At 61.3% G+C, this 18,324-nt stretch carries 23 protein-coding genes and 1 pseudogene; 16 read left to right on the forward strand and 8 right to left on the reverse strand.

The window, feature by feature from the left end; all coding sequences use genetic code 11:
• Positions 1-9 precede the first annotated feature (9 nt).
• A pseudogene (locus ACZ41T_RS12940) lies at positions 10-138 on the forward strand (hypothetical protein); the annotation flags it as partial.
• A gap of 259 nt (positions 139-397) precedes the next feature.
• Positions 398-958, forward strand: a complete 561-nt coding sequence (locus tag ACZ41T_RS12945; protein ID WP_464921793.1) for a CBS domain-containing protein — start codon at positions 398-400, stop codon at positions 956-958.
• A 236-nt stretch (positions 959-1,194) separates the two neighbouring features.
• Here ACZ41T_RS12945 and ACZ41T_RS12950 read toward each other — a convergent pair whose 3' ends face one another.
• Together ACZ41T_RS12950 and ACZ41T_RS12955 are read right to left on the reverse strand one after the other, a co-directional pair.
• Positions 1,195-2,148, reverse strand: a complete 954-nt coding sequence (locus ACZ41T_RS12950) for a PDC sensor domain-containing protein (protein ID WP_464921794.1) — start codon at positions 2,146-2,148, stop codon at positions 1,195-1,197.
• Between the two features lie 159 nt (positions 2,149-2,307).
• Positions 2,308-2,652, reverse strand: a complete 345-nt coding sequence (locus ACZ41T_RS12955) for a hypothetical protein (protein ID WP_464921795.1) — start codon at positions 2,650-2,652, stop codon at positions 2,308-2,310.
• Between the two features lie 298 nt (positions 2,653-2,950).
• Between ACZ41T_RS12955 and ACZ41T_RS12960 the strand changes: the two genes are divergently transcribed.
• The 8 genes from ACZ41T_RS12960 to ACZ41T_RS12995 all read left to right on the forward strand — a co-directional run bounded on the left by ACZ41T_RS12960 (position 2,951) and on the right by ACZ41T_RS12995 (position 7,469).
• Positions 2,951-3,127, forward strand: a complete 177-nt coding sequence (locus ACZ41T_RS12960; RefSeq protein WP_464921796.1) for a hypothetical protein — start codon at positions 2,951-2,953, stop codon at positions 3,125-3,127.
• Positions 3,128-3,204: 77 nt separating this feature from the next.
• Complete coding sequence (locus ACZ41T_RS12965) at positions 3,205-3,666, forward strand: DUF3465 domain-containing protein (protein WP_464921797.1); 462 nt, start codon at positions 3,205-3,207, stop codon at positions 3,664-3,666.
• Positions 3,667-4,096: 430 nt separating this feature from the next.
• Positions 4,097-4,600, forward strand: coding sequence for a Spy/CpxP family protein refolding chaperone (locus tag ACZ41T_RS12970; RefSeq protein WP_464921798.1), 504 nt, complete (start codon positions 4,097-4,099; stop codon positions 4,598-4,600).
• Between the two features lie 323 nt (positions 4,601-4,923).
• Positions 4,924-5,199 carry a hypothetical protein gene (locus ACZ41T_RS12975; protein ID WP_464921799.1) on the forward strand — a complete coding sequence of 92 codons (276 nt, stop codon included), beginning with the start codon at positions 4,924-4,926 and terminating at the stop codon, positions 5,197-5,199.
• Positions 5,200-5,236: 37 nt separating this feature from the next.
• Positions 5,237-6,142 carry an NYN domain-containing protein gene (locus ACZ41T_RS12980; RefSeq protein WP_464921800.1) on the forward strand — a complete coding sequence of 302 codons (906 nt, stop codon included), beginning with the start codon at positions 5,237-5,239 and terminating at the stop codon, positions 6,140-6,142.
• A 283-nt stretch (positions 6,143-6,425) separates the two neighbouring features.
• A complete protein-coding gene (locus ACZ41T_RS12985; RefSeq protein ID WP_464921801.1) occupies positions 6,426-6,686 on the forward strand; it encodes a hypothetical protein in 261 nt (86 codons plus the stop codon).
• A gap of 50 nt (positions 6,687-6,736) precedes the next feature.
• A complete protein-coding gene (locus ACZ41T_RS12990) occupies positions 6,737-7,069 on the forward strand; it encodes an ElaB/YgaM/YqjD family protein (protein WP_464921802.1) in 333 nt (110 codons plus the stop codon).
• A gap of 7 nt (positions 7,070-7,076) precedes the next feature.
• Positions 7,077-7,469 carry a phage holin family protein gene (locus ACZ41T_RS12995; protein WP_464921803.1) on the forward strand — a complete coding sequence of 131 codons (393 nt, stop codon included), beginning with the start codon at positions 7,077-7,079 and terminating at the stop codon, positions 7,467-7,469.
• Between the two features lie 17 nt (positions 7,470-7,486).
• Here the strand turns inward: ACZ41T_RS12995 and trhA are convergent, their stop codons facing one another.
• Both trhA and ACZ41T_RS13005 read right to left on the reverse strand, forming a co-directional pair.
• Positions 7,487-8,143 (reverse strand): PAQR family membrane homeostasis protein TrhA, encoded by a 657-nt coding sequence (trhA, locus tag ACZ41T_RS13000; RefSeq protein WP_464921804.1) that lies wholly within the window; start codon positions 8,141-8,143, stop codon positions 7,487-7,489.
• Between the two features lie 53 nt (positions 8,144-8,196).
• Positions 8,197-8,766, reverse strand: a complete 570-nt coding sequence (locus ACZ41T_RS13005; RefSeq protein WP_464921805.1) for a lipid-binding SYLF domain-containing protein — start codon at positions 8,764-8,766, stop codon at positions 8,197-8,199.
• 120 nt (positions 8,767-8,886) lie between these two features.
• Between ACZ41T_RS13005 and ACZ41T_RS13010 the strand changes: the two genes are divergently transcribed.
• Both ACZ41T_RS13010 and ACZ41T_RS13015 read left to right on the forward strand, forming a co-directional pair.
• Complete coding sequence (locus ACZ41T_RS13010) at positions 8,887-9,552, forward strand: FAD-binding oxidoreductase (protein WP_464921806.1); 666 nt, start codon at positions 8,887-8,889, stop codon at positions 9,550-9,552.
• 121 nt (positions 9,553-9,673) lie between these two features.
• Complete coding sequence (locus tag ACZ41T_RS13015; protein WP_464921807.1) at positions 9,674-10,501, forward strand: HDOD domain-containing protein; 828 nt, start codon at positions 9,674-9,676, stop codon at positions 10,499-10,501.
• Between the two features lie 21 nt (positions 10,502-10,522).
• Here the strand turns inward: ACZ41T_RS13015 and ACZ41T_RS13020 are convergent, their stop codons facing one another.
• The 4 genes from ACZ41T_RS13020 to ACZ41T_RS13035 form a co-directional block, all read right to left on the reverse strand.
• Positions 10,523-11,359 (reverse strand): MinD/ParA family protein, encoded by an 837-nt coding sequence (locus ACZ41T_RS13020; protein WP_464921808.1) that lies wholly within the window; start codon positions 11,357-11,359, stop codon positions 10,523-10,525.
• Complete coding sequence (locus ACZ41T_RS13025) at positions 11,356-12,162, reverse strand: GGDEF domain-containing protein (protein WP_464921809.1); 807 nt, start codon at positions 12,160-12,162, stop codon at positions 11,356-11,358. The genes ACZ41T_RS13020 and ACZ41T_RS13025 overlap by 4 nt, the downstream gene beginning before the upstream one ends.
• 280 nt (positions 12,163-12,442) lie before the next feature.
• The gene (locus tag ACZ41T_RS13030) at positions 12,443-13,795 is read right to left on the reverse strand and encodes a TrpB-like pyridoxal phosphate-dependent enzyme (protein WP_464921810.1); all 1,353 of its coding nucleotides are present in this window, start codon (positions 13,793-13,795) and stop codon (positions 12,443-12,445) included.
• 207 nt (positions 13,796-14,002) lie between these two features.
• Positions 14,003-14,374, reverse strand: a complete 372-nt coding sequence (locus ACZ41T_RS13035) for a TusE/DsrC/DsvC family sulfur relay protein (protein WP_464921811.1) — start codon at positions 14,372-14,374, stop codon at positions 14,003-14,005.
• Between the two features lie 229 nt (positions 14,375-14,603).
• Here ACZ41T_RS13035 and ACZ41T_RS13040 point away from each other — a divergent pair, with 229 nt between their 5' ends.
• The 4 genes from ACZ41T_RS13040 to leuC all read left to right on the forward strand — a co-directional run bounded on the left by ACZ41T_RS13040 (position 14,604) and on the right by leuC (position 18,324).
• The gene (locus tag ACZ41T_RS13040) at positions 14,604-15,038 is read left to right on the forward strand and encodes a YbaN family protein (protein WP_464921812.1); all 435 of its coding nucleotides are present in this window, start codon (positions 14,604-14,606) and stop codon (positions 15,036-15,038) included.
• Between the two features lie 62 nt (positions 15,039-15,100).
• Complete coding sequence (locus ACZ41T_RS13045) at positions 15,101-15,637, forward strand: flavin reductase family protein (protein ID WP_464921813.1); 537 nt, start codon at positions 15,101-15,103, stop codon at positions 15,635-15,637.
• A 58-nt stretch (positions 15,638-15,695) separates the two neighbouring features.
• A complete protein-coding gene (locus ACZ41T_RS13050; protein WP_464921814.1) occupies positions 15,696-16,856 on the forward strand; it encodes an MFS transporter in 1,161 nt (386 codons plus the stop codon).
• Between the two features lie 64 nt (positions 16,857-16,920).
• Positions 16,921-18,324 carry a 3-isopropylmalate dehydratase large subunit gene (gene leuC / locus ACZ41T_RS13055; protein WP_464921815.1) on the forward strand — a complete coding sequence of 468 codons (1,404 nt, stop codon included), beginning with the start codon at positions 16,921-16,923 and terminating at the stop codon, positions 18,322-18,324.

Below are 18,324 nucleotides of genomic sequence, written 5' to 3' on the forward strand. Positions count from 1 at the left end.
GGCGAGAAATTGCGCGCCATCCTGGGCGCCTTTTTCGCCACGCTGGCCGTCGGCCTGGTCGGCAGCCAGTTTCTGCAGGGCAGTGGGCTGCATATCATGGTCACTTCCATGGGCGCTTCGGCGGAGCTGCTGTTCGCCGCGCCCCATAACCCACTCACCCAGCTCTGGCCGCTGATCGGCGGGTACCTGATCGCCAGCGACTTTTCCTTCGTGCTCGAACCGGTTGGGCTCAATGCCCTGCTGATGCTGGTCATGGCACTGGTCATCAACAATCTGTTCGGGCGCCGCTATCCGCTCGCGCTTATCCGCCCGGGACACGAAGCATCGGCACGACGCCCCCAAGCCGCTCGACCGCATTGGCATCGACAAGAGCGATTTGCACCAGGCTTTGCGCGACATGGATGCGTATCTCGACGTCGGCAAAGCCGATCTGAAGCAGATCTACCGCCGGGCCGGCATGTATGCCCACCAGCGCAAGATGGGAGAGATCACCTGTGGCGACATCATGTGCGCGACGTCATCTCGGTCGATTTCGGCACGGAACTGGAAGAAGCTTGGACGCAACTGCGCCCCACAAGATCGGCGCCATCCCGGTTGTGGACAAGGCGCGGCGCGTGATCGGCATCATCTCGCGGGTGGATTTTCTCAAGCGCGCCAACCTCAAGGCCTACGAAACCTTCGAGGAAAGCTGGTCAAGTTCATCCGCCGTACGCCTGGCGTTACCTCGGCAAAGCCGGAAGTCGTCAGCCAGATCATGGCCACGCCTGCAGTCACGGCACCCAAGGATATGAATATCGTGGAGTTGGCGCCCCTGCTATCCGATCACGGTCTGCACCATATCCCCATCGTCAACGCCGAGCAGCGGCTAGTGGGCATGGCCCCCCAGTCCGACCTGATCGCAGCACCTACGCTGGCGGCGGCCGGTCTGAAGGAGCGATGCCATGAACGCGCCCACTAAGGAACCGCTGATTAATTTCATTGCGAGGCGCGCAGCGACGTGGCATACGATTCCACATGGGCTTCAGCCCATAGTGGATCGGAGTCCTTTAGGGAAATCCAGAAATGCCCGCTTGATCGATACGCTGGATTGCTTCCCGCCGCGCTTCGCTGCGCTCGCAATGACGGCCATATCGAATTAATCAGCGCTTCCCTAGCAAACGCTACGCGTTTTGATAATGGCTGGCGTTGGCTGGATCAGAACCAAAACGACGTGTCCTTCGCCAGGAACTCGCCGTGCGGCATATAGTGCGAGCCATCGCAGGAAAAGGTCACGCTCACCATACCGTTGAAAATGTTGATTGAAGCCATGCGCAGGTAGATCGTCTGATCGGTGAGGCGCAAGGCCTGCAGGGTTCTCAGGATGCGGCCGATTTCTGCCGGTGCGATTGCGGCATCGGGCGGATAGGTGCGCGGCGGATAGATCAGGCAGATATCGGGATCGCCCAGGGTCTCGTGATCCAGGATGCGATAACGCAAGGGATCGTCCAGCGTCCAGATGGTAGCCAGGCTGCTGGAAAAATGGATTTGGCATTGAAATACGCCGCGCTCCGTCATCAGTTCTTCAAGGATGGACAAGGCCTGTTCCAGATTGCGATCCATTGGGTTTTCCACCCGGCTTTGCTGAAACACTGTGCCGCGGATCGCCGGATCGCCCTTCACCTGGCGCCAATCGCCCGGCTCTTCGTAGAGTTCAGACGTCACCGGCAGATTGCGCAAATCGAAGTTGGCACCGAGGTAGCCCAAGGTCTGGGAATCCCGGCTCACGACCTGGAGCGCCGTGAGCGAGGGCCGGTGTTCACTCAGGCCGATGTAAGCATCCGAGAGCAGAAACCCCCATGACGGGACCGCTTCCTGCATATACGGGCGCTGCGAGCGGTCGCGTCCGAGGTGTTCTGGCACGACCCCTTCCGGGCCGATATTGTTGCAAATTTGTATCCCGTCGCTTTCCACGCAATACAGGGACGAACAATGTGGAATGCTGGAGAAGTGCTCCGAGAGAACCGCATCCAGCGCTTCGCAATTGCCCCATGCCGGTGCGCAATGCTCGGCCAATTGCCCCAGCGGTTCTCGCAGCATACGCGCCAGCTCGCCGCGCTGCTGGTATATGCAGTCTTTCCATGAACGAGCCATGACACTTTCATCATTCATGGGTGAGCCAACGCTTTCTATTCGATGCATGCAGATGTTCCTCCGCATAGCGGGCAGCCAATTTTTTGAAGAGGCCTACCCTCCAACCGATAAGGCCGATTTCGAATCGGCATGCACCCAGACTCGACGCCTTGCGGCGACAGGGCGCTAGAGGGGGCTTCAGCGCATCCCCCGCTTGGCTGATGCAACGGTCTTGCCGACGACCTCGGAGCCAGGCGCAGTCGATTGCTCCCGCCCATTGCCGCTCGTGTCCAAGCGTTCGACGATGCGGTCTGCGCCCCGTGTCTCCCAGCTCTGCCCCAGGGCGTTGTGGAAGGCACTGCCGGTGGTGCTCATGTGCATAGCCACATAATTGCGGGCCTGAACACCAGCGCTGACAATGGGGTTGGCGCCGAGTTCCGCAGCGGTGGCAGTCGTGACTGCCATGGCAAAGCCAACGACGGCCACACCGGCCATGAGCACGGTCAAGAGTTTGTTGCGGGTATGCTGGGCATGGTGCTTCATTTGCGATACTCCTTTTGTGCATAGAGGTTTGGATGGGCGGTTTTTGTTTTTACAAGCCAACACCTCAAAGCACATGCCATGCCAGAACAGCATTTCTCTTGTTTTTCATTGGCTTGATTGAAATTTATGGTTGTGGGACGTCTTTATTTCGTCGCCTCCCGGCGACACAAAATAGGGCATAACAAGCAACTCATTGTAGGAATGGACATTTTCTTGTCTTTTAACGGAGACAGGTTCTACCGCCGGGCCGGCATGCCTGCCAACGCAAGATGAGGGAGATCGCCTGGCGTCCGGGGATATGCATGTCGTGGAGCGGGTGCCCCTGCTATCCGATCACGGTCTGCACCATATCCCCATCGTCAATGCCGAGCAGTGGCTACTGGAAAGGATCACCCAGCCCGACCTGATCGCAGCGCTCTATGTTGGCGGCAGCCGGCCTGAAGGAGCGATGCCCGTCGTTCCATCGATCATCTGACTATCTCCGGCAGGCAGCTTCGCCGCCCCTGCCCATGGCCGGCTTCGCGGCTAATATAACGATTTCCGGGAGATCCAATGAACAAGCTTCTGCCGATCGCGGTACTCGCTGCCGCCGCTTATTTCGTGCTTGCCCCGGGCCCTGACACGCCGGAAAGCCGTCAGGCAGCAGGCCTGCCCGCTGTATCTTCGACTGCGCGTGACAGTAACGATGCCGCCATCGAAAACGCCTTCTCCAACCGCCTTGGCAGCCAACTGGTTGAAGGGAAGGGAACGGTGGTGAAAATGCTGGCGGACGACAACGACGGCAGCCGGCATCAGCGCTTCATCATTCGGCTGGATTCCGGACGGACGCTGCTGATATCGCACAATATCGATCTGGCGCCGCGCATCGACGGGCTACGTACGGGAGACACGGTGGCCTTTTACGGTGAGTATGAATGGAATTCGAAAGGTGGCGTGATTCACTGGACGCATCACGATCCACAGGGTCGCCACCCCGCAGGCTGGATCAGGCACGATAGGCGGACCTATCGGTGACCGGGAAACTGCTATTGCTGCCGTGCACCCCGGTTCATTTTTTTGCCGGCATCCAGATGGCAAACCAGGCGTTTTATTGGTGGGATATTTTCTTGAAATGCTTCAGACAAAGTGGCCTGGACGAGACGTCATGCGATCGAACGCTTTTGATTCGGCTGCCCGACGCTGACAGGTGTAAATAATCCCGATTTTTTCAGTCCATTCCCCATAACCACTCGTTATGAATGCCCCGAATGCAAGGTTTTGGGACCATGCCCCGCCTGCATCGTTGCCGGGTTTTGCTGACGGTTCCGGTTATATTCGGATACAACCCGTTACATTTTTGCGGGTACTCGACATCACGGGGATACATCTCTTCTTCAGAATACGTTCCATGCCTTGCCTGTACCGGGCCGGCAGTTTTTTTCAACATTTCTGAAGGAGATTCGTAATGAAATCGATTCAAGGTTCTTTTGCCAAACGCGCCCTGATGGTGGGCTTGATCGCGGGCGGCGGCATTCTGGCGGCCTCGTCTTTCGCGATGCCTGCCGGAGGGGCGGAAGGCAAGACGGGATGCGAAGCCAGGCAGGGGCAAAAGCTCGACGGCAAGTGGCAAGAACAGCGTGCCAAGCGCCTGTCCGGGCTGAAGGAAAAGCTCGATCTCACGCCAGCGCAAGAGGCTGCATGGGATGCCTTTGCCGGCGCCGCTCAGCCAGGAATGCGCCAGGGCGTGGACAGGCAGGCCATGCAGGCCGAGTTTGCAAAGCTGAACACGCCGCAGCGCCTGGACAAGATGCTGGCCATGTCGGAGCAGCGTCGCGCCAGGATGATTGAGCGCAGTCAGGCGACCAAGGCCTTCTATGCCCAGCTGACCCCCGCGCAGCAAGGCGTGTTCGATGCCGAGGCGATGCCTGGCCGTCATCGGGGCCACGACCATCATCGCCATCAATCCTGAGTGATCAGGCGGTAGTCTGGAATTTGTGGGCGGGCAACCGCCCACTTTTTTGGTCCGCTAAGAAATAATTTTCAGGCCGCCGGCCATTACGCCTCATTCGGATTCCGGCTGTCTGTGCAGTCCGGCAACACTGCCGACAATTGCCCGCTTGCGGCCCGCCCCCGGCCGAAGCCATGGCATCGCAGTAGCGCGAAACTTGCGGCGAGGACGTCCTCCCGCAAATCGATTGAAATACGTCACGGCCCTTGGAGCAGCACCCGCCGGCAGCCCGTTGATGGCACAATCCATCGAACATCCTTAATCCAGGCAATCCAGGAAACTCCATGAAGAAATCCGATCTCGACAAAAACGAAGGCCTGAAAATTACCGGCCAGATGAAACAAGCCGGCACGCCGGATCGCTTTGGCAGTGCGGCCGGCGCGGTCGTGTCCCGGCGCGAGCAGCGCAAGCTCGAGCAGGCACAGGGCCTGGTTGCGTTTGCCGTCAAGCTCGATGGCGAATTGGTTAAGAAAATTCACGCTCTTGCAGATGCCCGCCAGGCGGGCATCAATGAAACCGTCGCCGACTTGCTGGCCAGAGGTTTGGCCGACAAGACCTGACACTAGCAGTACCGATCAACACCCAAGGGGAATAACGATGGCCATACCGGATACTCACAACTTTGCCGTGTTTTGCGATTTTGAAAACGTGGCCATCGGCCTGAAAGAAGGCAACTATCCCGATTTCAAGATTCGCCCCATTCTCGAGCGTTTGCTGCTCAAGGGCAGCATTGTGGTGAAGAAGGCTTACTGCGACTGGGACCGCTACAAGGAATACAAGCGGGACATGCACGAGGCGGCGTTCGAGCTGATCGAGATCCCGCATCTGCGGCAGTCGGGCAAGAACTCGGCGGACATCCGCATGGTGGTGGATGCGCTCGACCTCTGCTACACCAAGACGCATATCGATGCCTTCGTCATCATCAGCGGGGATTCCGATTTTTCGCCGCTGATCTCCAAGCTCAAGGAAAACGGCAAGAGCGTGATCGGAATCGGTGTGCGCGGCTCGGCGTCGTCGCTGCTGATCGCCAACTGCGACGAGTTTATTTTTTATGAAGACCTGGTGCAGGCCAAAGCGCCGAAATCCCCCGCCAGGAAAGTGGCCGCGCCTGCCCCGGCGGTGAAGGAAATCGCCGCCGGCGCGGCCAAGACGGCGAGTCCGACCCGGCGGCGAGCCCGGCCGGTGACGGAAAAGGTAGCAGACGGCAAGAACCGGGTTGCGGAAAAAGCCGAGCCGAGCGCCGAGGACAAGAAGAACCAGGCGATTGAAATCGTGGTGAGCACGCTGGAGCAGTTGATGGCAGAGCGCGGCGGCGAAGGCGCCATTTCGGCGTCGCTGATCAAGAGCACCATCAAGCGGGTCCATCCGGGCTTCAGCGAGTCGGAATACGGCTACAGCGCGTTTGGCAAGATCCTCGACGACGCGCACAAAAAAGGCATGCTGGCGGTGGAAAGGAAAGAGGGCGGCGCAGTCGTTGTCAGCCTGCCCCCTTCCAGGGGCTGAAGCGGATCATGGGCGCATAGGGGCTTCGCCTGTCCCCCGGCCCTGCCAAGAGGACAGCCTGAACCGTCCCTTTCCCATTACGTTGGACTCAGGCCGCCCTGATCACGGGCATTTTCTTCATCAGCTTGCGCAACGTGTCGCACAGTTCAGGTGTGTCTTGCTCGTGATGCACCGACACCACATGCTGAACGGCAACTTCCAGAAGCCCGGCTTCTCATTCACCCAAATTGAACCTGATCCAATGAACCGGAAATACAGGATGTGACGCCTTTCCCGGTGGGGGTTGGGGTTCCTGGCTTCGCGCACATCCCTGGCGTGCCCGGCCGATCCGCATCCCGGCCACACCACTTTCCTGAATGTCCAGCGGGCTGATCGGCTCGGCCGGCCAATGGCCGCGGCCCGAGCGGGTGTGGAGGCAACGCTGGGCCTGCTGTTCGGCGCCTTGCTGAAAATTGCCCTGGCTTTCACCATGATGGGCGTGTTCGCGCTGGACCGCCTGCTTCGCGTTGAGGCGGCGATTTACAATGGGTTCAAGTGTGTCTAAGCTTATAAATGTCGGAAACCTTGCATCATTACCAAGAGAGGGAAATATCCATGAATGCCCATTATTCTGCCGAAGCAGATCCATCCGATGCCACGAAAGAACAGTTGATCGACGATTTCAAGGCGGTAGTCGCCGATGCGGAAGCCCTGCTGAAGGCCACGGCCGGCCAGGGCGGCGAGGCGGTGGCCGCTGCACGCGCCAAGACGGACGCCTCGCTCGCGGCGGCAAAAGCGAAAATGGCCGATGCCCAGGCCGCGCTGCTGGTCAGGACACGGGCCGCAGCCAGGGCGACGGACGAGTACGTCCACACTAATCCGTGGCAATCCATGGGCGCCGCCGTCGGTGTCGGCTTGGTGATCGGCCTGTTGATCGGGCGGCGCTAACCAGGCAATGGCTGAGGAATCTCATGCTGCGACCGGAGGGTTGTTCGAATCCCTGAAAACGCTGTCATCGTGCCTGGTCGGCATTGTCCATACCCGTCTCGAGCTTCTGTCCACGGATATTGCGGAAGAGCGTGAGCATCTGGTCCTGCTCCTGGTGATGGCGCTGGTTGCGCTGTTCTGTCTCGGCGTCGGCATCGTGTTGCTGGCAATTCTGATTGCGGTTGCCTTCTGGGAGTCGCACCGGATCATGGCGCTGGGCGGGTTGACCGGTGTTTTCCTGGTGGCCGGCGCCGGGGCGGGGTGGTTGGCCATGCACAAGGCCAGAACCAAGCCGCGGCTGTTCGATGCGAGCCGGGCTGAATTGTCCAAAGACCGGCAGCGCCTCACCGCCGGATCATGAGTCGAGCGGCAGCCTTTTCAGGCTGCATACCCGTACACGGCGAAGTAATGGCAGGCAGTCCCTGCCATGACGAACAGATGCCAGATGAAGTGGCCGTATCGCAGGCGCGCGTCGAGCGCGAAGAAAATCACCCCCAGCGTGTAGGCCAGGCCGCCGGCGACCAGCCATAGCAGGCCGGCTACGGGCATGCGGGTGGATAGAGGTTCGGCTGCAATCACGATGAGCCAGCCCATAAGCAGATAGAGACCGGTGGAGAGCATGGGGTGGGACATCCGGCTCAATGCCTTCAGCGCCACCCCGACCGCGGCCAGCCCCCAGACAAGTCCGAGCAGCGTCCAGCCCCATGCGCCACGTAGTACACCGAGGGTGAACGGCGTGTATGTCCCCGCGATGAGAAGGAAGATTGCGGCGTGCTCGACGACCCGAAACACGCGCTTGGCGCGGCCGGCCGGCAGGGCGTGATACAGGGTGGAGCCGAGGTAGAGCAGCACCATGGTCGCGGTGAAGATGCTCGCGCCGACAATGAACGCCGCATCGCCATGCCGGACCGCACGCACGATCAGGAAAGGGCTGGCAACGAGCGCTGCGACCAGCCCCAATCCGTGGCTGAGGCTGTTCGCGATTTCTTCCCCTCGCGACTGCCCGCGCTGGTTTGCCGCTGGCGGCAGATCCACGATATCGGCCCGATTATCCGGGGTTGGTCGCCGCACGCATCGTGGGTTTGCGGTTATTTCTTGTCCAGCCTGGTGAACTTCGAGCCTTCCAGGGTGAGGTTGTACATCAGGCCCTTCTGGCCGAAGATGAAGCCGATCACCGGATCCTTGATGTTGGTGGTGTCGACCGCCTTGCCGACGCCGATGTCCACCAAGGCGACCGAGCCATCCACCCCCACTTTCCAGCCTTCGCTTTCGCGGAATTTCTTGAGGGCGGATTCCTCCGTAAAGATCACCACGATGCTCTTGGCCTGCGCGCCCAGCTGTAAACCAACGGACGCGGCGGCGGTGCTGTAGTAGTCGACGGTTTTCCCGCCCACCCGCAGCGCGCCTTCGCCGTATTCGCCGCCCACGCCGATGCCGGCCTTGTAGACCTTGGGAAACACCAGCACGCCTTTTGCGATCCGGAGAAAGGCATCGGCGCCGTCGATTTTCCGGAAGTCGGCCAGGGCCCGGTCGACCTCCCGGCCAATTTCCGCCGCGCTGGCCGCGTGCACCGAAGGCGCAGCCAGAAACAGGGCGATCAGGGCCGTGAATAGCAGGGCAGGGCCGGAAGGGTGCCGTGTCGAAATAATGTAAGACATGGGTTCTCTCCTTGGATGGAAGCATGACCTTCAATATAGTGCAGGCCGATCGGGTTGGCCTCAGCGATATTCCGCTGCGTGGCTATGATGAAGGAACCGACAAGCATCAGGAGTATGGACATGGATCACACCGTCACGCTGCTAATGAATCAGTTCGTCACCCACGACGTGAAGCGCTTCATCGTCAGCAAGCCGGAGGGGCTTTCCGTCGATCCCGGCCAGGGCGTCGAGCTGGCGATCAATCTGCCTGGCCTGCGCGAACAGGGACGACCCTTCACGCCCACCGGCCTGGCTGCCGACCGGGTGCTCGAATTCACCATCAAGGCCTATCCGGTCCACGCCGGCGTGACCCAGGCGCTCCACCAATTGAAGCCGGGTGCGGAACTGCTGATGTCCGAGCCTTTCGGCACCATCCGCTACCAGGGGCCCGGCGTCTTCATTGCCGGCGGCGCCGGCATTACGCCATTTCTGGCCATTCTGCGGGGGCTGGCGCACAGGGGAGAACTGGGCGGGCAGACGTTGATCTTTTCCAACAAGACCCCGCGTGACGTGATCTGCGAAAAGGAGCTGCGCCACCTGCTGGGCGAGCGCTGCATCCTGACCTGCACCGGCGCCGATGCCCCTGGGTATGCGCACCGGCGGGTCGACCGCGCATTCCTGGAAGAAACGATCGACGACTTCAAGCAGCGATTTTACGTCTGCGGCCCGCCCCCCTTCATGGATGCGGTCAACGGCGCGTTGACGGATCTGGGCGCCAGCTCTGAAAACGTGGTATTTGAGCGGTGAGTGCCTGCCCGTCCCATTAGCCGGCGCGGGCTCAAGTTAAGACGGGAGATACCGATTCATCGGGTATTCCGTTCGGGTGCGCATTCGCGATCAATGCGGCACGCCGGACTGTCTTGGAGAGATGATGCCGCAGCAACCGAAAAGTCTGGCAGCCTGGCTCGCCTTTTTGGGGCAGGCCGATATTCCTGTTTTAAAGTACACCGCGCGCGAACTCGAACGTCTGTGCGCCGATGAGGTACTTCTCAATGCGCGCGGCATTGCCAATGTCGTGACCGACGATCCGCTGATGACGGTCAAGCTGCTGCGCTACATGCAAACGCACAAGCATCGCAACCAGAAGTATGAACTGGTGGACGTGAAGGAGGCGCTGCTCATGATGGGGCTGGATGCCTTCTTCCGCGAGGTGCCGGCGATGCCGATCGCGGAAGACATACTGCATGGCCACATCGAGGCGCTGGTGCAGCTGCTGCATACGGTCCGGCGTGCGCAGCGTTCGGCGCATTACGCATTCGACTGGGCATTGCGCCTGCACGATCTGCACGCGGAAGAGGTGCACGTGTCCGCGCTGCTCTACCATGTCGCCGAAATGCTGATGTGGTGCTTCAATCCCGGGCAGATGCTCGAAATCCAGAAGCTGCAGGCGGCCGACCCCACGCTGCGTAGCGCGGAGGTGCAGAAGCAGGTGCTGGGCTTCACCGGCCTGGAGTTGCAGCGCCAATTGACGATCGAATGGAAATTGCCAGAATTGCTGCTGAACCTGATGGACCCGGCGCAGACGAACACGGCGCGGGTGCGCAATGTGAAGCTGGCGGCCAATCTGGCGCGGCATTCCGCCCAGGGCTGGGATAACGATGCCTTGTCGGACGATTACCGCGAGATCGCCGCGTTGCTGCGGATGGAACCGGACAAGGTGGCGGCGCTGGTCAAGCCGGCCCCCGCCATCGTTTAGACGGGGAAGGCTTTCCCCGGGCTATGCCGGCTTGGGGATGACGCTCTCTTCCAGCTTGCGGGCGAGTTGCGAAATGGCGACGCCGGCGGGGCAGCCCGGCGTGGCCTGCATCAGCAACTGGCGGCGCATGATGGCCTGGCGCACTTCGGGGTCGACGGGAATGTCGCCCATGTGGATCAGACGGATCGGGCGGTCGGGTTCGGTGACGACGAAACGGTCGAGCACCTGTTGCAGCTGGTTCGTGATGGCCTGGCCGCTGCCCGGACGGGTGGCCTGGTTAATGACTACCCGCACGGTTTGCCGCTGCTGCTGTCCCACCAGAACTTTAATCGTGGCGTAGGCATCGGTGAGCGAGGTCGGCTCGGGCGTGGCGACCATCAGCACTTCGGATGCCAGCGAGACGGCGAACAGGACGATGTCGGAAATCCCGGCACCGGTATCCAGCAGCACGACGTCGTAATTCGGCACCAGGCCGCCGATGATGCGCAGGAATTCATCGCGTACTTCGGGCGTCAGGCGCGAATACTCGACCATGCCGGAACCGGCCAGCAGTACGGAAAAGCCCCCCGGCGCCTGAAGAATGGCCTCTTCCAGCCTGGCTTTTCCGGTGAACACGTCGTGCAGCGTGATCTTGGGATACAGGTTGAGCACCACGTCGAGGTTGGCGAGGCCAAGGTCGGCGTCGAGTACCAGCACCTTGTACCCGCGTTTGGCCAGGGCGGCGGCAAGATTGGCTGAAACGAAGGTCTTGCCCACACCGCCCTTGCCGCTGGTGACCGCGATGACCTTGCCCAGCGGTTTCAGAGGGACCTTGGCCGCGTTCTTGTTTTCGGCAGTGGGGGGCAGCACATTGCTCATTCGTTTGCCCGGTTTGTGGCGTTGCCCATGGCATCGTGGGGGGCGTTGCCTGACGTATTTTCAATCGTGGGCATCTCATCCATGATGAGGTGCCCAAACAACAGTCCTTTCTCTTCCGCACTGACCGCAATCTCTCGTGGCTGGTCCAGGCAAACCTGGTTGCGGCCGCCGGTTTTGGCGCTGTAAAGCTGCTGGTCGGCGCGCTCGATCCACAAATCGGCGGTGGAGCGCACCCATTCCGGGGCGTAGGCGCCACCGATGCTGATCGTGGCCTGGATGCTGAGCAGCGGTGACACGGGTATCGAGAGCGAGGCAACGGTTCGGCAAATCCGCTCGGCCACCGCACGCCCGAAAAGCGGCCGGCAGTGGGGCAGGATTACGGCGAATTCCTCGCCGCCGTAGCGGGCGACGGTATCCATGGGGCGCACGCAGTCCGCCAGACATTTGGCAATGGCCTGCAGCACCTGATCACCGACCAGGTGGCCATGGGAATCGTTGATGGTTTTGAAATGGTCGACGTCCAGAAATAGTAGCAGCACCGATTCGCCGGAACGTGCGACGGCCTCGATCGAACGCTCGAGTATCGAGCGGAAATGCCGGCGGTTGCCCAGCCCCGTTAACGGATCCTTGAGCGAGATATCGCACAGGTCGTTGATGATGCGCTGCAAATAGTCGGTGGCTGATTCCCCGGCGCCCTGCTGGCTGTTTTTTGCGTCATGCTTCAGCAGGGCGCGCGCGTCGTCGAGTTGCAGCGCTTGCAGCTCGACTTGCTCGATCTGGGGGAATGGGTTCAGGGGAGCCAAAGGAGGTTTCAATACATGGTGTCGTGAATTAGGAATATCGAAACATATAATTTGTCATTCCGATCGATACGCTGGATTGCTTCGCTGCGCTCGCAATGACGGCCATGTCGAAGTAATCGGCGTTTCTCCAGCGCTCAAAATTAGGTTTCTCTTGGCATCCAGAGTGAATTGGACAAAGATCGGGAAAATGAATCAATTTTCAAAAGTATGTTGGCAATTGCGTCTTTGATCAAGCGCCGGCCGACAATCCGGGGGCATGCATCTTGGCACGGAAGGAAAATCACCCCACCTTGGGCAAGCGCTCGAGCGCGGCCTTGATCGCTTCTTCCGGGTAGGCGAAGTCTTCCAGTTTGCCGCTGAAATAGCTGTCGTAGGCCGCCATGTCGAAGTGGCCGTGCCCCGAAAGATTGAAGAACAGCGTCTTTGCCTCACCGCTTTCCTTGCAGCGCAGGGCCTCGTCGATGCAGGCGGCGATGGCGTGATTGGATTCGGGGGCGGGGATGATGCCTTCGGTGCGGGCGAAGGTGACGCCGGCTTCGAAGGTGGCAAGCTGGGGTACGGTGATCGCTTCGATCAGCTTCTCATGGTAAAGCTGCGACACCAGCGCCGAGGCGCCGTGGTAGCGCAGGCCGCCAGCGTGGATGCCGGGCGGCATGAAATCATGGCCCAGGGTGTACATCAGCATCATCGGCGTGAGTTTGGCGGTGTCGCCAAAATCGTAGGCGTAATGGCCGCGTGTCAGGGTCGGGCAGGAGTCTGGCTCCACCGCGACCAGCCGCACGTTCTTGCCGGCGGCCTTGTCGGCAAAGAAGGGGAAGGCCGCGCCACCGAAGTTGGAGCCACCGCCGCAGGGGGCGAAGATCATGTCCGGGTAGTCGCCCGCCTTCTCGAACTGCTTCTTGGCTTCCAGCCCGATCACGGTCTGGTGCAGCAGTACGTGGTTCAGCACCGAGCCCAGTGTGTAATTGGTGTCGGGGCGCGATGCTGCTTCTTCCACTGCTTCGGAAATCGCCAGCCCGAGCGAGCCCGGGTTGTCGGGGTCGGCCGCCAGCGCGGCGCGGCCGGTGTTGGTTTCCATGCTCGGGCTGGCGAACACTTCGGCGCCCCAGGTATGCATCATCGAACGGCGGTAGGGTTTCTGGCCGTAGCTGACCTTGACCATGTAGACCCGCACTTCCAGTCCGAACATCTGCCCGGCCAGCGCCATCGAGCAGCCCCACTGCCCGGCGCCGGTTTCGGTGGCGATGCGCTTGATGCCGGCTTCGGCGTTGTAATAGGCTTGGGCAACCGAGGTGTTGACCTTGTGCGAGCCGGCCGGGGAGACGCCTTCGTACTTGTAGTAGATTTTGGCCGGCGTGCCGAGAGCCGCTTCCAGGCGGTGGGCGCGGATCAGCGGCGAAGGCCGCCACAGCTGGTAGATTTCGCGCACCTTTTCCGGGATCGGGATCCATCTTGCAGCCGACATTTCCTGCTCGATCAGGCTCATCGGGAAGATCGCCGTCAGCGCATCGGGGTCGATCGGCTTGCCGTCCGGCCCCAGCGGCGGTGCCGGCGGATTGGGCATGTCGGCAACGACGTTGTACCAGTGGGTGGGGATCTCCGATTCGTCGAGCAGGAACTTGGTTTGCGGCATGGCGGCCTCTCTGTTGTATTGAGTGCTTATTTCGGACAGGCAAGCCCGATTAAAAGATCATCGGTCAATCGCCTCATGTCGTCAACAAACCACGCGCAGGGGGGGCTGCTTCTACCTTTCGAAGGATGGTGAAAAGACTTCGATCCACTTTGATGGCCCGCTTTCTTGCGGATCGGGCCATCGGAAACGTGCTGTGGCGCAAAAGCGTCAGGCTACGCTGCCGAAACCGGGGACGGTGGCCCCGGACGGCGCCTTCAGCCCCGCCAGACGGGAACTCTGGGCGATAGGCCCGCCCGGAAACAGGGTGTACAGGTACTTGACGCCGCCTTTCGAGTGGAAGTGCTCTTCCAGGGCATCGTTCAATTCGGGCAGGGTGATGGTCGGGCTGTTTTCATGATGGGCATAGAAGTGTTGCATCGCGCGAATGACTTCCCAGTGCACGTCCGTGAGCTCAAGTCCTTCCTCGCTGGCGATTCGCTTCGCCTCATCCCGCGTCCACTCAAACGGGGCACAAGGAAAGTCGGGGTTGGGCGCCGACTTCTGAAGCAGTTTATTGATATCGGTTGAATCGTTTCCCATGACCGTCTCCTAAAAGGCTTCCGTAGACATCTTAAAGATAGGACAGGCCTTGCCCGAATTCAAGGCAGCGCAGGGTGGTAAGTTTCCTTCCGGACAAGGGCTCGACAGGGAGATCTCCGGCGGTAAATGAACGCATTCTGACGCAGCGGGTCACCCTATGGTCGTGATTTAAATCCCGATGGACACACGAGGGCGCGGCGATGGGTTCGGTGCAATGGAGGAGAAACGCTTGGATCGGGAACCGGCAGCAGACGATGTGAGGACGATGCATCACCGTCACTCTTTCCCGGTGCGCCTACTGTTTGCCGGCCTCGGCACCCTGTTCGTGTTGCTGGGGGTGCTCGGTATTTTCCTGCCGGTGCTGCCAACCACGCCTTTTCTGTTGCTGGCCGCCGCCTGCTACGCACGCTCGTCGCGCCGCATCTACCACTGGCTGCTGCATCAGCCGCATTTCGGCCCGCTGCTCAGCGAATGGCGCGAGCATCGCAGCATGCCGTATCGCGCCAAGCGTAAGGCGCTGTTGCTGGTTGCGTTGAGCTTCGGTGTCTCCATCGTATTTTTCGTGCCCGGGTGGCCGGCCAAACTGGCGATGGGCATCGGCGGGATGCTGCTGGCGGCCTGGATCGCCCGCATCCCCTCGCGCGACGCCCCGCGCCGGCCATGAAAGCCGCACCCCTGAAACAACAACTAGGCTGAAAGCGTCCGATCCACAGAAGGAGCGACGCCATGGCAAAACGATCCTTTCCGCTATCCCGTGTCTATGGCCTGCTGGAGCCCGGTCCGGTGGTACTGGTGACGACCGCCCGCAAGGGCCGCGCCAATATCATGACGATGTCGTGGCACACCATGATGGAGTTCGAGCCGCCGCTCGTCGGCTGCGTGATCAGCGGCCGCAATGCGTCGTTCGACGTGCTGCGCGCAACGAAGGAATGCGTGATCAATATCCCGACGCGGGAATGGGTGAAGCAGGTGGTGGGCGTCGGCAACTGTTCCGGGTGCACGGTCGACAAGTTCGTCAAATTCGGTCTCACGCCGGTGCCGGCCGCCGAGGTCGCCGCGCCGCTGATCGGAGAATGTTACGCTAATCTCGAATGCCGGGTGGCAGACACGCGGCTGGTGAACCGCTACAACTTCTTTGTTCTCGAGGTGGTGCAGGCGTGGGTCGATGCCGCCATCAAGCAGCCGCAGACGCTCCACCACCGCGGCAACGGCGTGTTTGCGGTGGCCAGCGAGACGGTCAAGCTGCGCTCGGCGATGAAATAGCACATGGATTGATCCGCGCATGCGGATTCGGCGCCAAGCTCGGGGATAATCCGGCCGCATGAATGCAGTGCCCTACTGGCGCCTGTCCGGTTTCTATTTCTTCTATTTCGCCTTCGTCGGGGCGATGTCGCCGTTCTGGGGGCTGTATCTGCAGTCGCTGGCGTTCAACGCCTTTCAGATCGGCGTCTTGATGTCGCTGCTGCAGGTGATGCGGATTTTTGCGCCCAACATATGGGGGCATATTGCCGACCGCACCGGTCGCCGCACGGCAATCGTGCAGGTGGCGGCGCTTGGCAGCGTGCTGGTGTTTGCCGGGGTTTTTGTCGGTGACAGTTTCTGGTGGCTGTTCGCGGTGATGGCGGCGCTGGGCTTCTTCTGGAGCGCTTCGCTGCCGCTGGTCGAAGCGATGACGCTGTCGCATCTGGGCGAGCGCACCGATGCCTATGGCCGCATCCGCCTGTGGGGCTCGATCGGCTTCATCGTCATGGTGGTGGGGCTGGGTTACACCTTCAACACTGTGTCGATCGACTGGTTGCCGTGGGCGGTGATGGCGGTGATGCTGGGTATCGTTGCGTTCGCGCGGGTGATTCCGGAGGCCGAGATCCTGCCGCACCCCACCGACCTGCATTCGGGGTGGGCGATCGTGAAGCGGCCCGAGGTGGCGTCGCTGCTGGTCGCCTGCATGCTGATGGCGGTAACGCACGGGCCGTATTACACCTTCTATTCGATCTATCTGGTCGACCACGGCTACGACAAGTCCACCGTGGGCTGGTTGTGGGCGTTCGGCGTATTGTGCGAAATCGGCATTTTCCTGATCGTTCCGCGCATCTTCGCGCGGGTGACGCCGCGCCAATTGATTCTGGCCAGTTTCGCGCTGGCCGTGCTGCGTTTCCTGCTGATTGCCTGGGGGGTGGAGTCGGCCTGGCTGGTGTGGGGCGCGCAGACGCTGCATGCCTTCACCTTCGGCACCCATCACGCGGCGGCGGTGGCGCTGATCCACCAGCATTTCCGCGGGCGCCACCAGGCGCGCGGGCAGGCGCTCTACACCAGCCTGTCCTTCGGCGTCGGCGGCACCATCGGCGGTCTGGCGAGCGGCCTGACCTGGGACACGCTGGGGCCGGCCTGGACTTTCACGCTAGCCGCCGGGAGCGCAGCGCTGGCCTGGGCGGTGTACGCCGTGTGGGGACAGACAAAATCCGTGCCAGTGCTCCACAGATAATGATGGAAACAGGTCAAGCTATGAAATAATCGGCGTTTTACGCGCTGCCTCGCCTTAATTCCACATGCCAGGACTCACTTTATTCCAGAAACTGTGGGACGCCCACGTCGTTCACGTCGAGGCCGACGGCACCACGCTGCTCTATATCGACCGCCACCTGGTGCATGAAGTCACCAGCCCGCAGGCGTTCGAGGGGCTGAAGCTGGCCCACCGCACCCCCCGCAGGGCTGATGCAGCCGTCGCCGTGCCCGACCACAATGTGCCGACGACCGACCGCAGCCAGGGCATCGCCGATCCGATTTCACGCCTGCAGGTCGAGACGCTCGACGCCAACTGCGCCGAGTTCGGCATCACCGAATTCAAAATGGACGACATCCGCCAGGGCATCGTTCACGTCATCGGTCCCGAGGCGGGCCTGACCCTGCCCGGCATGACCGTGGTGTGCGGCGATTCGCATACGTCTACCCACGGCGCGTTCGGTGCGCTCGCCTTCGGCATCGGCACGTCCGAGGTCGAGCACGTGCTGGCGACGCAATGTCTGTGGCAGAAGCCGTCGAAGACCATGCTGGTCAAGGTCGAAGGTGCACTGGGCCGCGGCGTTACCGCCAAGGACATTGCGCTCGCCGTCATCGGCGAGATCGGCACCGCCGGCGGTACCGGCTATGCACTGGAGTTCGGTGGCTCGGCGATCCGCGCGCTGTCGATGGAAGGCCGCATGACCCTGTGCAACATGGCGATAGAGGCCGGCGCGCGCGCCGGCATGGTGGCGGTCGATCAGACCACGATCGACTACGTCAAGGGCCGTCCCTATTCGCCCAGGGGAGACGCATGGGACAAGGCGGTGGCGTGGTGGAACACGCTGCACTCGGACGACGACGCGGTGTTCGACCGTGTGATCGGGTTCGATGCCTCGAAGATCGAGCCGCAGGTCACCTGGGGCACTTCGCCCGAGATGGTGACGACCATCGGCGGCCGTGTGCCGAACCCGGCCGATGCGCCGAGCGAGGTCAAGCGGCACGACTGGACGCGTGCGCTGGAATACATGGATCTACAGGCCGGTACGCCGATTGCCGGGATTGCGGTGGACAAGGTGTTCATCGGTTCGTGCACCAACTCGCGCATCGAGGATTTGCGCGAGGCCGCTACCGTGGCGAAGGGCCGCAAGGTCGCGCCCAACGTCAGGCTGGCGATGGTGGTGCCGGGTTCCGGCCTGGTCAAGCAGCAGGCCGAGGCCGAAGGTCTGGACAGGATTTTTGTCGAGGCCGGTTTCGAATGGCGCGAGCCGGGCTGCTCGATGTGCCTGGCGATGAACGCCGACCGGCTGGAGCCGGGTGAGCGCTGTGCTTCGACCAGCAACCGCAATTTCGAGGGGCGGCAGGGGCAGGGTGGGCGTACCCATCTAGTCAGCCCGGCGATGGCTGCCGCGGCGGCCTGTGCCGGGCATTTTGTCGATGTTCGTAAATCTTAA

Source organism: Thiobacillus thiophilus, assembly GCF_055378705.1.

Coding starts and splice junctions, on each gene's coding strand:
- ACZ41T_RS12945 (WP_464921793.1), top strand. CDS start 398: ATGGATGCGTATCTCGACGTCGGCAAAGCCGATCTGAAGCAGATCTAC.
- ACZ41T_RS12950 (WP_464921794.1), bottom strand. CDS start 2,148: ATGAATGATGAAAGTGTCATGGCTCGTTCATGGAAAGACTGCATATAC.
- ACZ41T_RS12955 (WP_464921795.1), bottom strand. CDS start 2,652: ATGAAGCACCATGCCCAGCATACCCGCAACAAACTCTTGACCGTGCTC.
- ACZ41T_RS12960 (WP_464921796.1), top strand. CDS start 2,951: ATGCATGTCGTGGAGCGGGTGCCCCTGCTATCCGATCACGGTCTGCAC.
- ACZ41T_RS12965 (WP_464921797.1), top strand. CDS start 3,205: ATGAACAAGCTTCTGCCGATCGCGGTACTCGCTGCCGCCGCTTATTTC.
- ACZ41T_RS12970 (WP_464921798.1), top strand. CDS start 4,097: ATGAAATCGATTCAAGGTTCTTTTGCCAAACGCGCCCTGATGGTGGGC.
- ACZ41T_RS12975 (WP_464921799.1), top strand. CDS start 4,924: ATGAAGAAATCCGATCTCGACAAAAACGAAGGCCTGAAAATTACCGGC.
- ACZ41T_RS12980 (WP_464921800.1), top strand. CDS start 5,237: ATGGCCATACCGGATACTCACAACTTTGCCGTGTTTTGCGATTTTGAA.
- ACZ41T_RS12990 (WP_464921802.1), top strand. CDS start 6,737: ATGAATGCCCATTATTCTGCCGAAGCAGATCCATCCGATGCCACGAAA.
- ACZ41T_RS12995 (WP_464921803.1), top strand. CDS start 7,077: ATGGCTGAGGAATCTCATGCTGCGACCGGAGGGTTGTTCGAATCCCTG.
- ACZ41T_RS13005 (WP_464921805.1), bottom strand. CDS start 8,766: ATGTCTTACATTATTTCGACACGGCACCCTTCCGGCCCTGCCCTGCTA.
- ACZ41T_RS13010 (WP_464921806.1), top strand. CDS start 8,887: ATGGATCACACCGTCACGCTGCTAATGAATCAGTTCGTCACCCACGAC.
- ACZ41T_RS13015 (WP_464921807.1), top strand. CDS start 9,674: ATGATGCCGCAGCAACCGAAAAGTCTGGCAGCCTGGCTCGCCTTTTTG.
- ACZ41T_RS13020 (WP_464921808.1), bottom strand. CDS start 11,359: ATGAGCAATGTGCTGCCCCCCACTGCCGAAAACAAGAACGCGGCCAAG.
- ACZ41T_RS13030 (WP_464921810.1), bottom strand. CDS start 13,795: ATGCCGCAAACCAAGTTCCTGCTCGACGAATCGGAGATCCCCACCCAC.
- ACZ41T_RS13035 (WP_464921811.1), bottom strand. CDS start 14,374: ATGGGAAACGATTCAACCGATATCAATAAACTGCTTCAGAAGTCGGCG.
- ACZ41T_RS13045 (WP_464921813.1), top strand. CDS start 15,101: ATGGCAAAACGATCCTTTCCGCTATCCCGTGTCTATGGCCTGCTGGAG.
- ACZ41T_RS13050 (WP_464921814.1), top strand. CDS start 15,696: ATGAATGCAGTGCCCTACTGGCGCCTGTCCGGTTTCTATTTCTTCTAT.
- leuC (WP_464921815.1), top strand. CDS start 16,921: ATGCCAGGACTCACTTTATTCCAGAAACTGTGGGACGCCCACGTCGTT.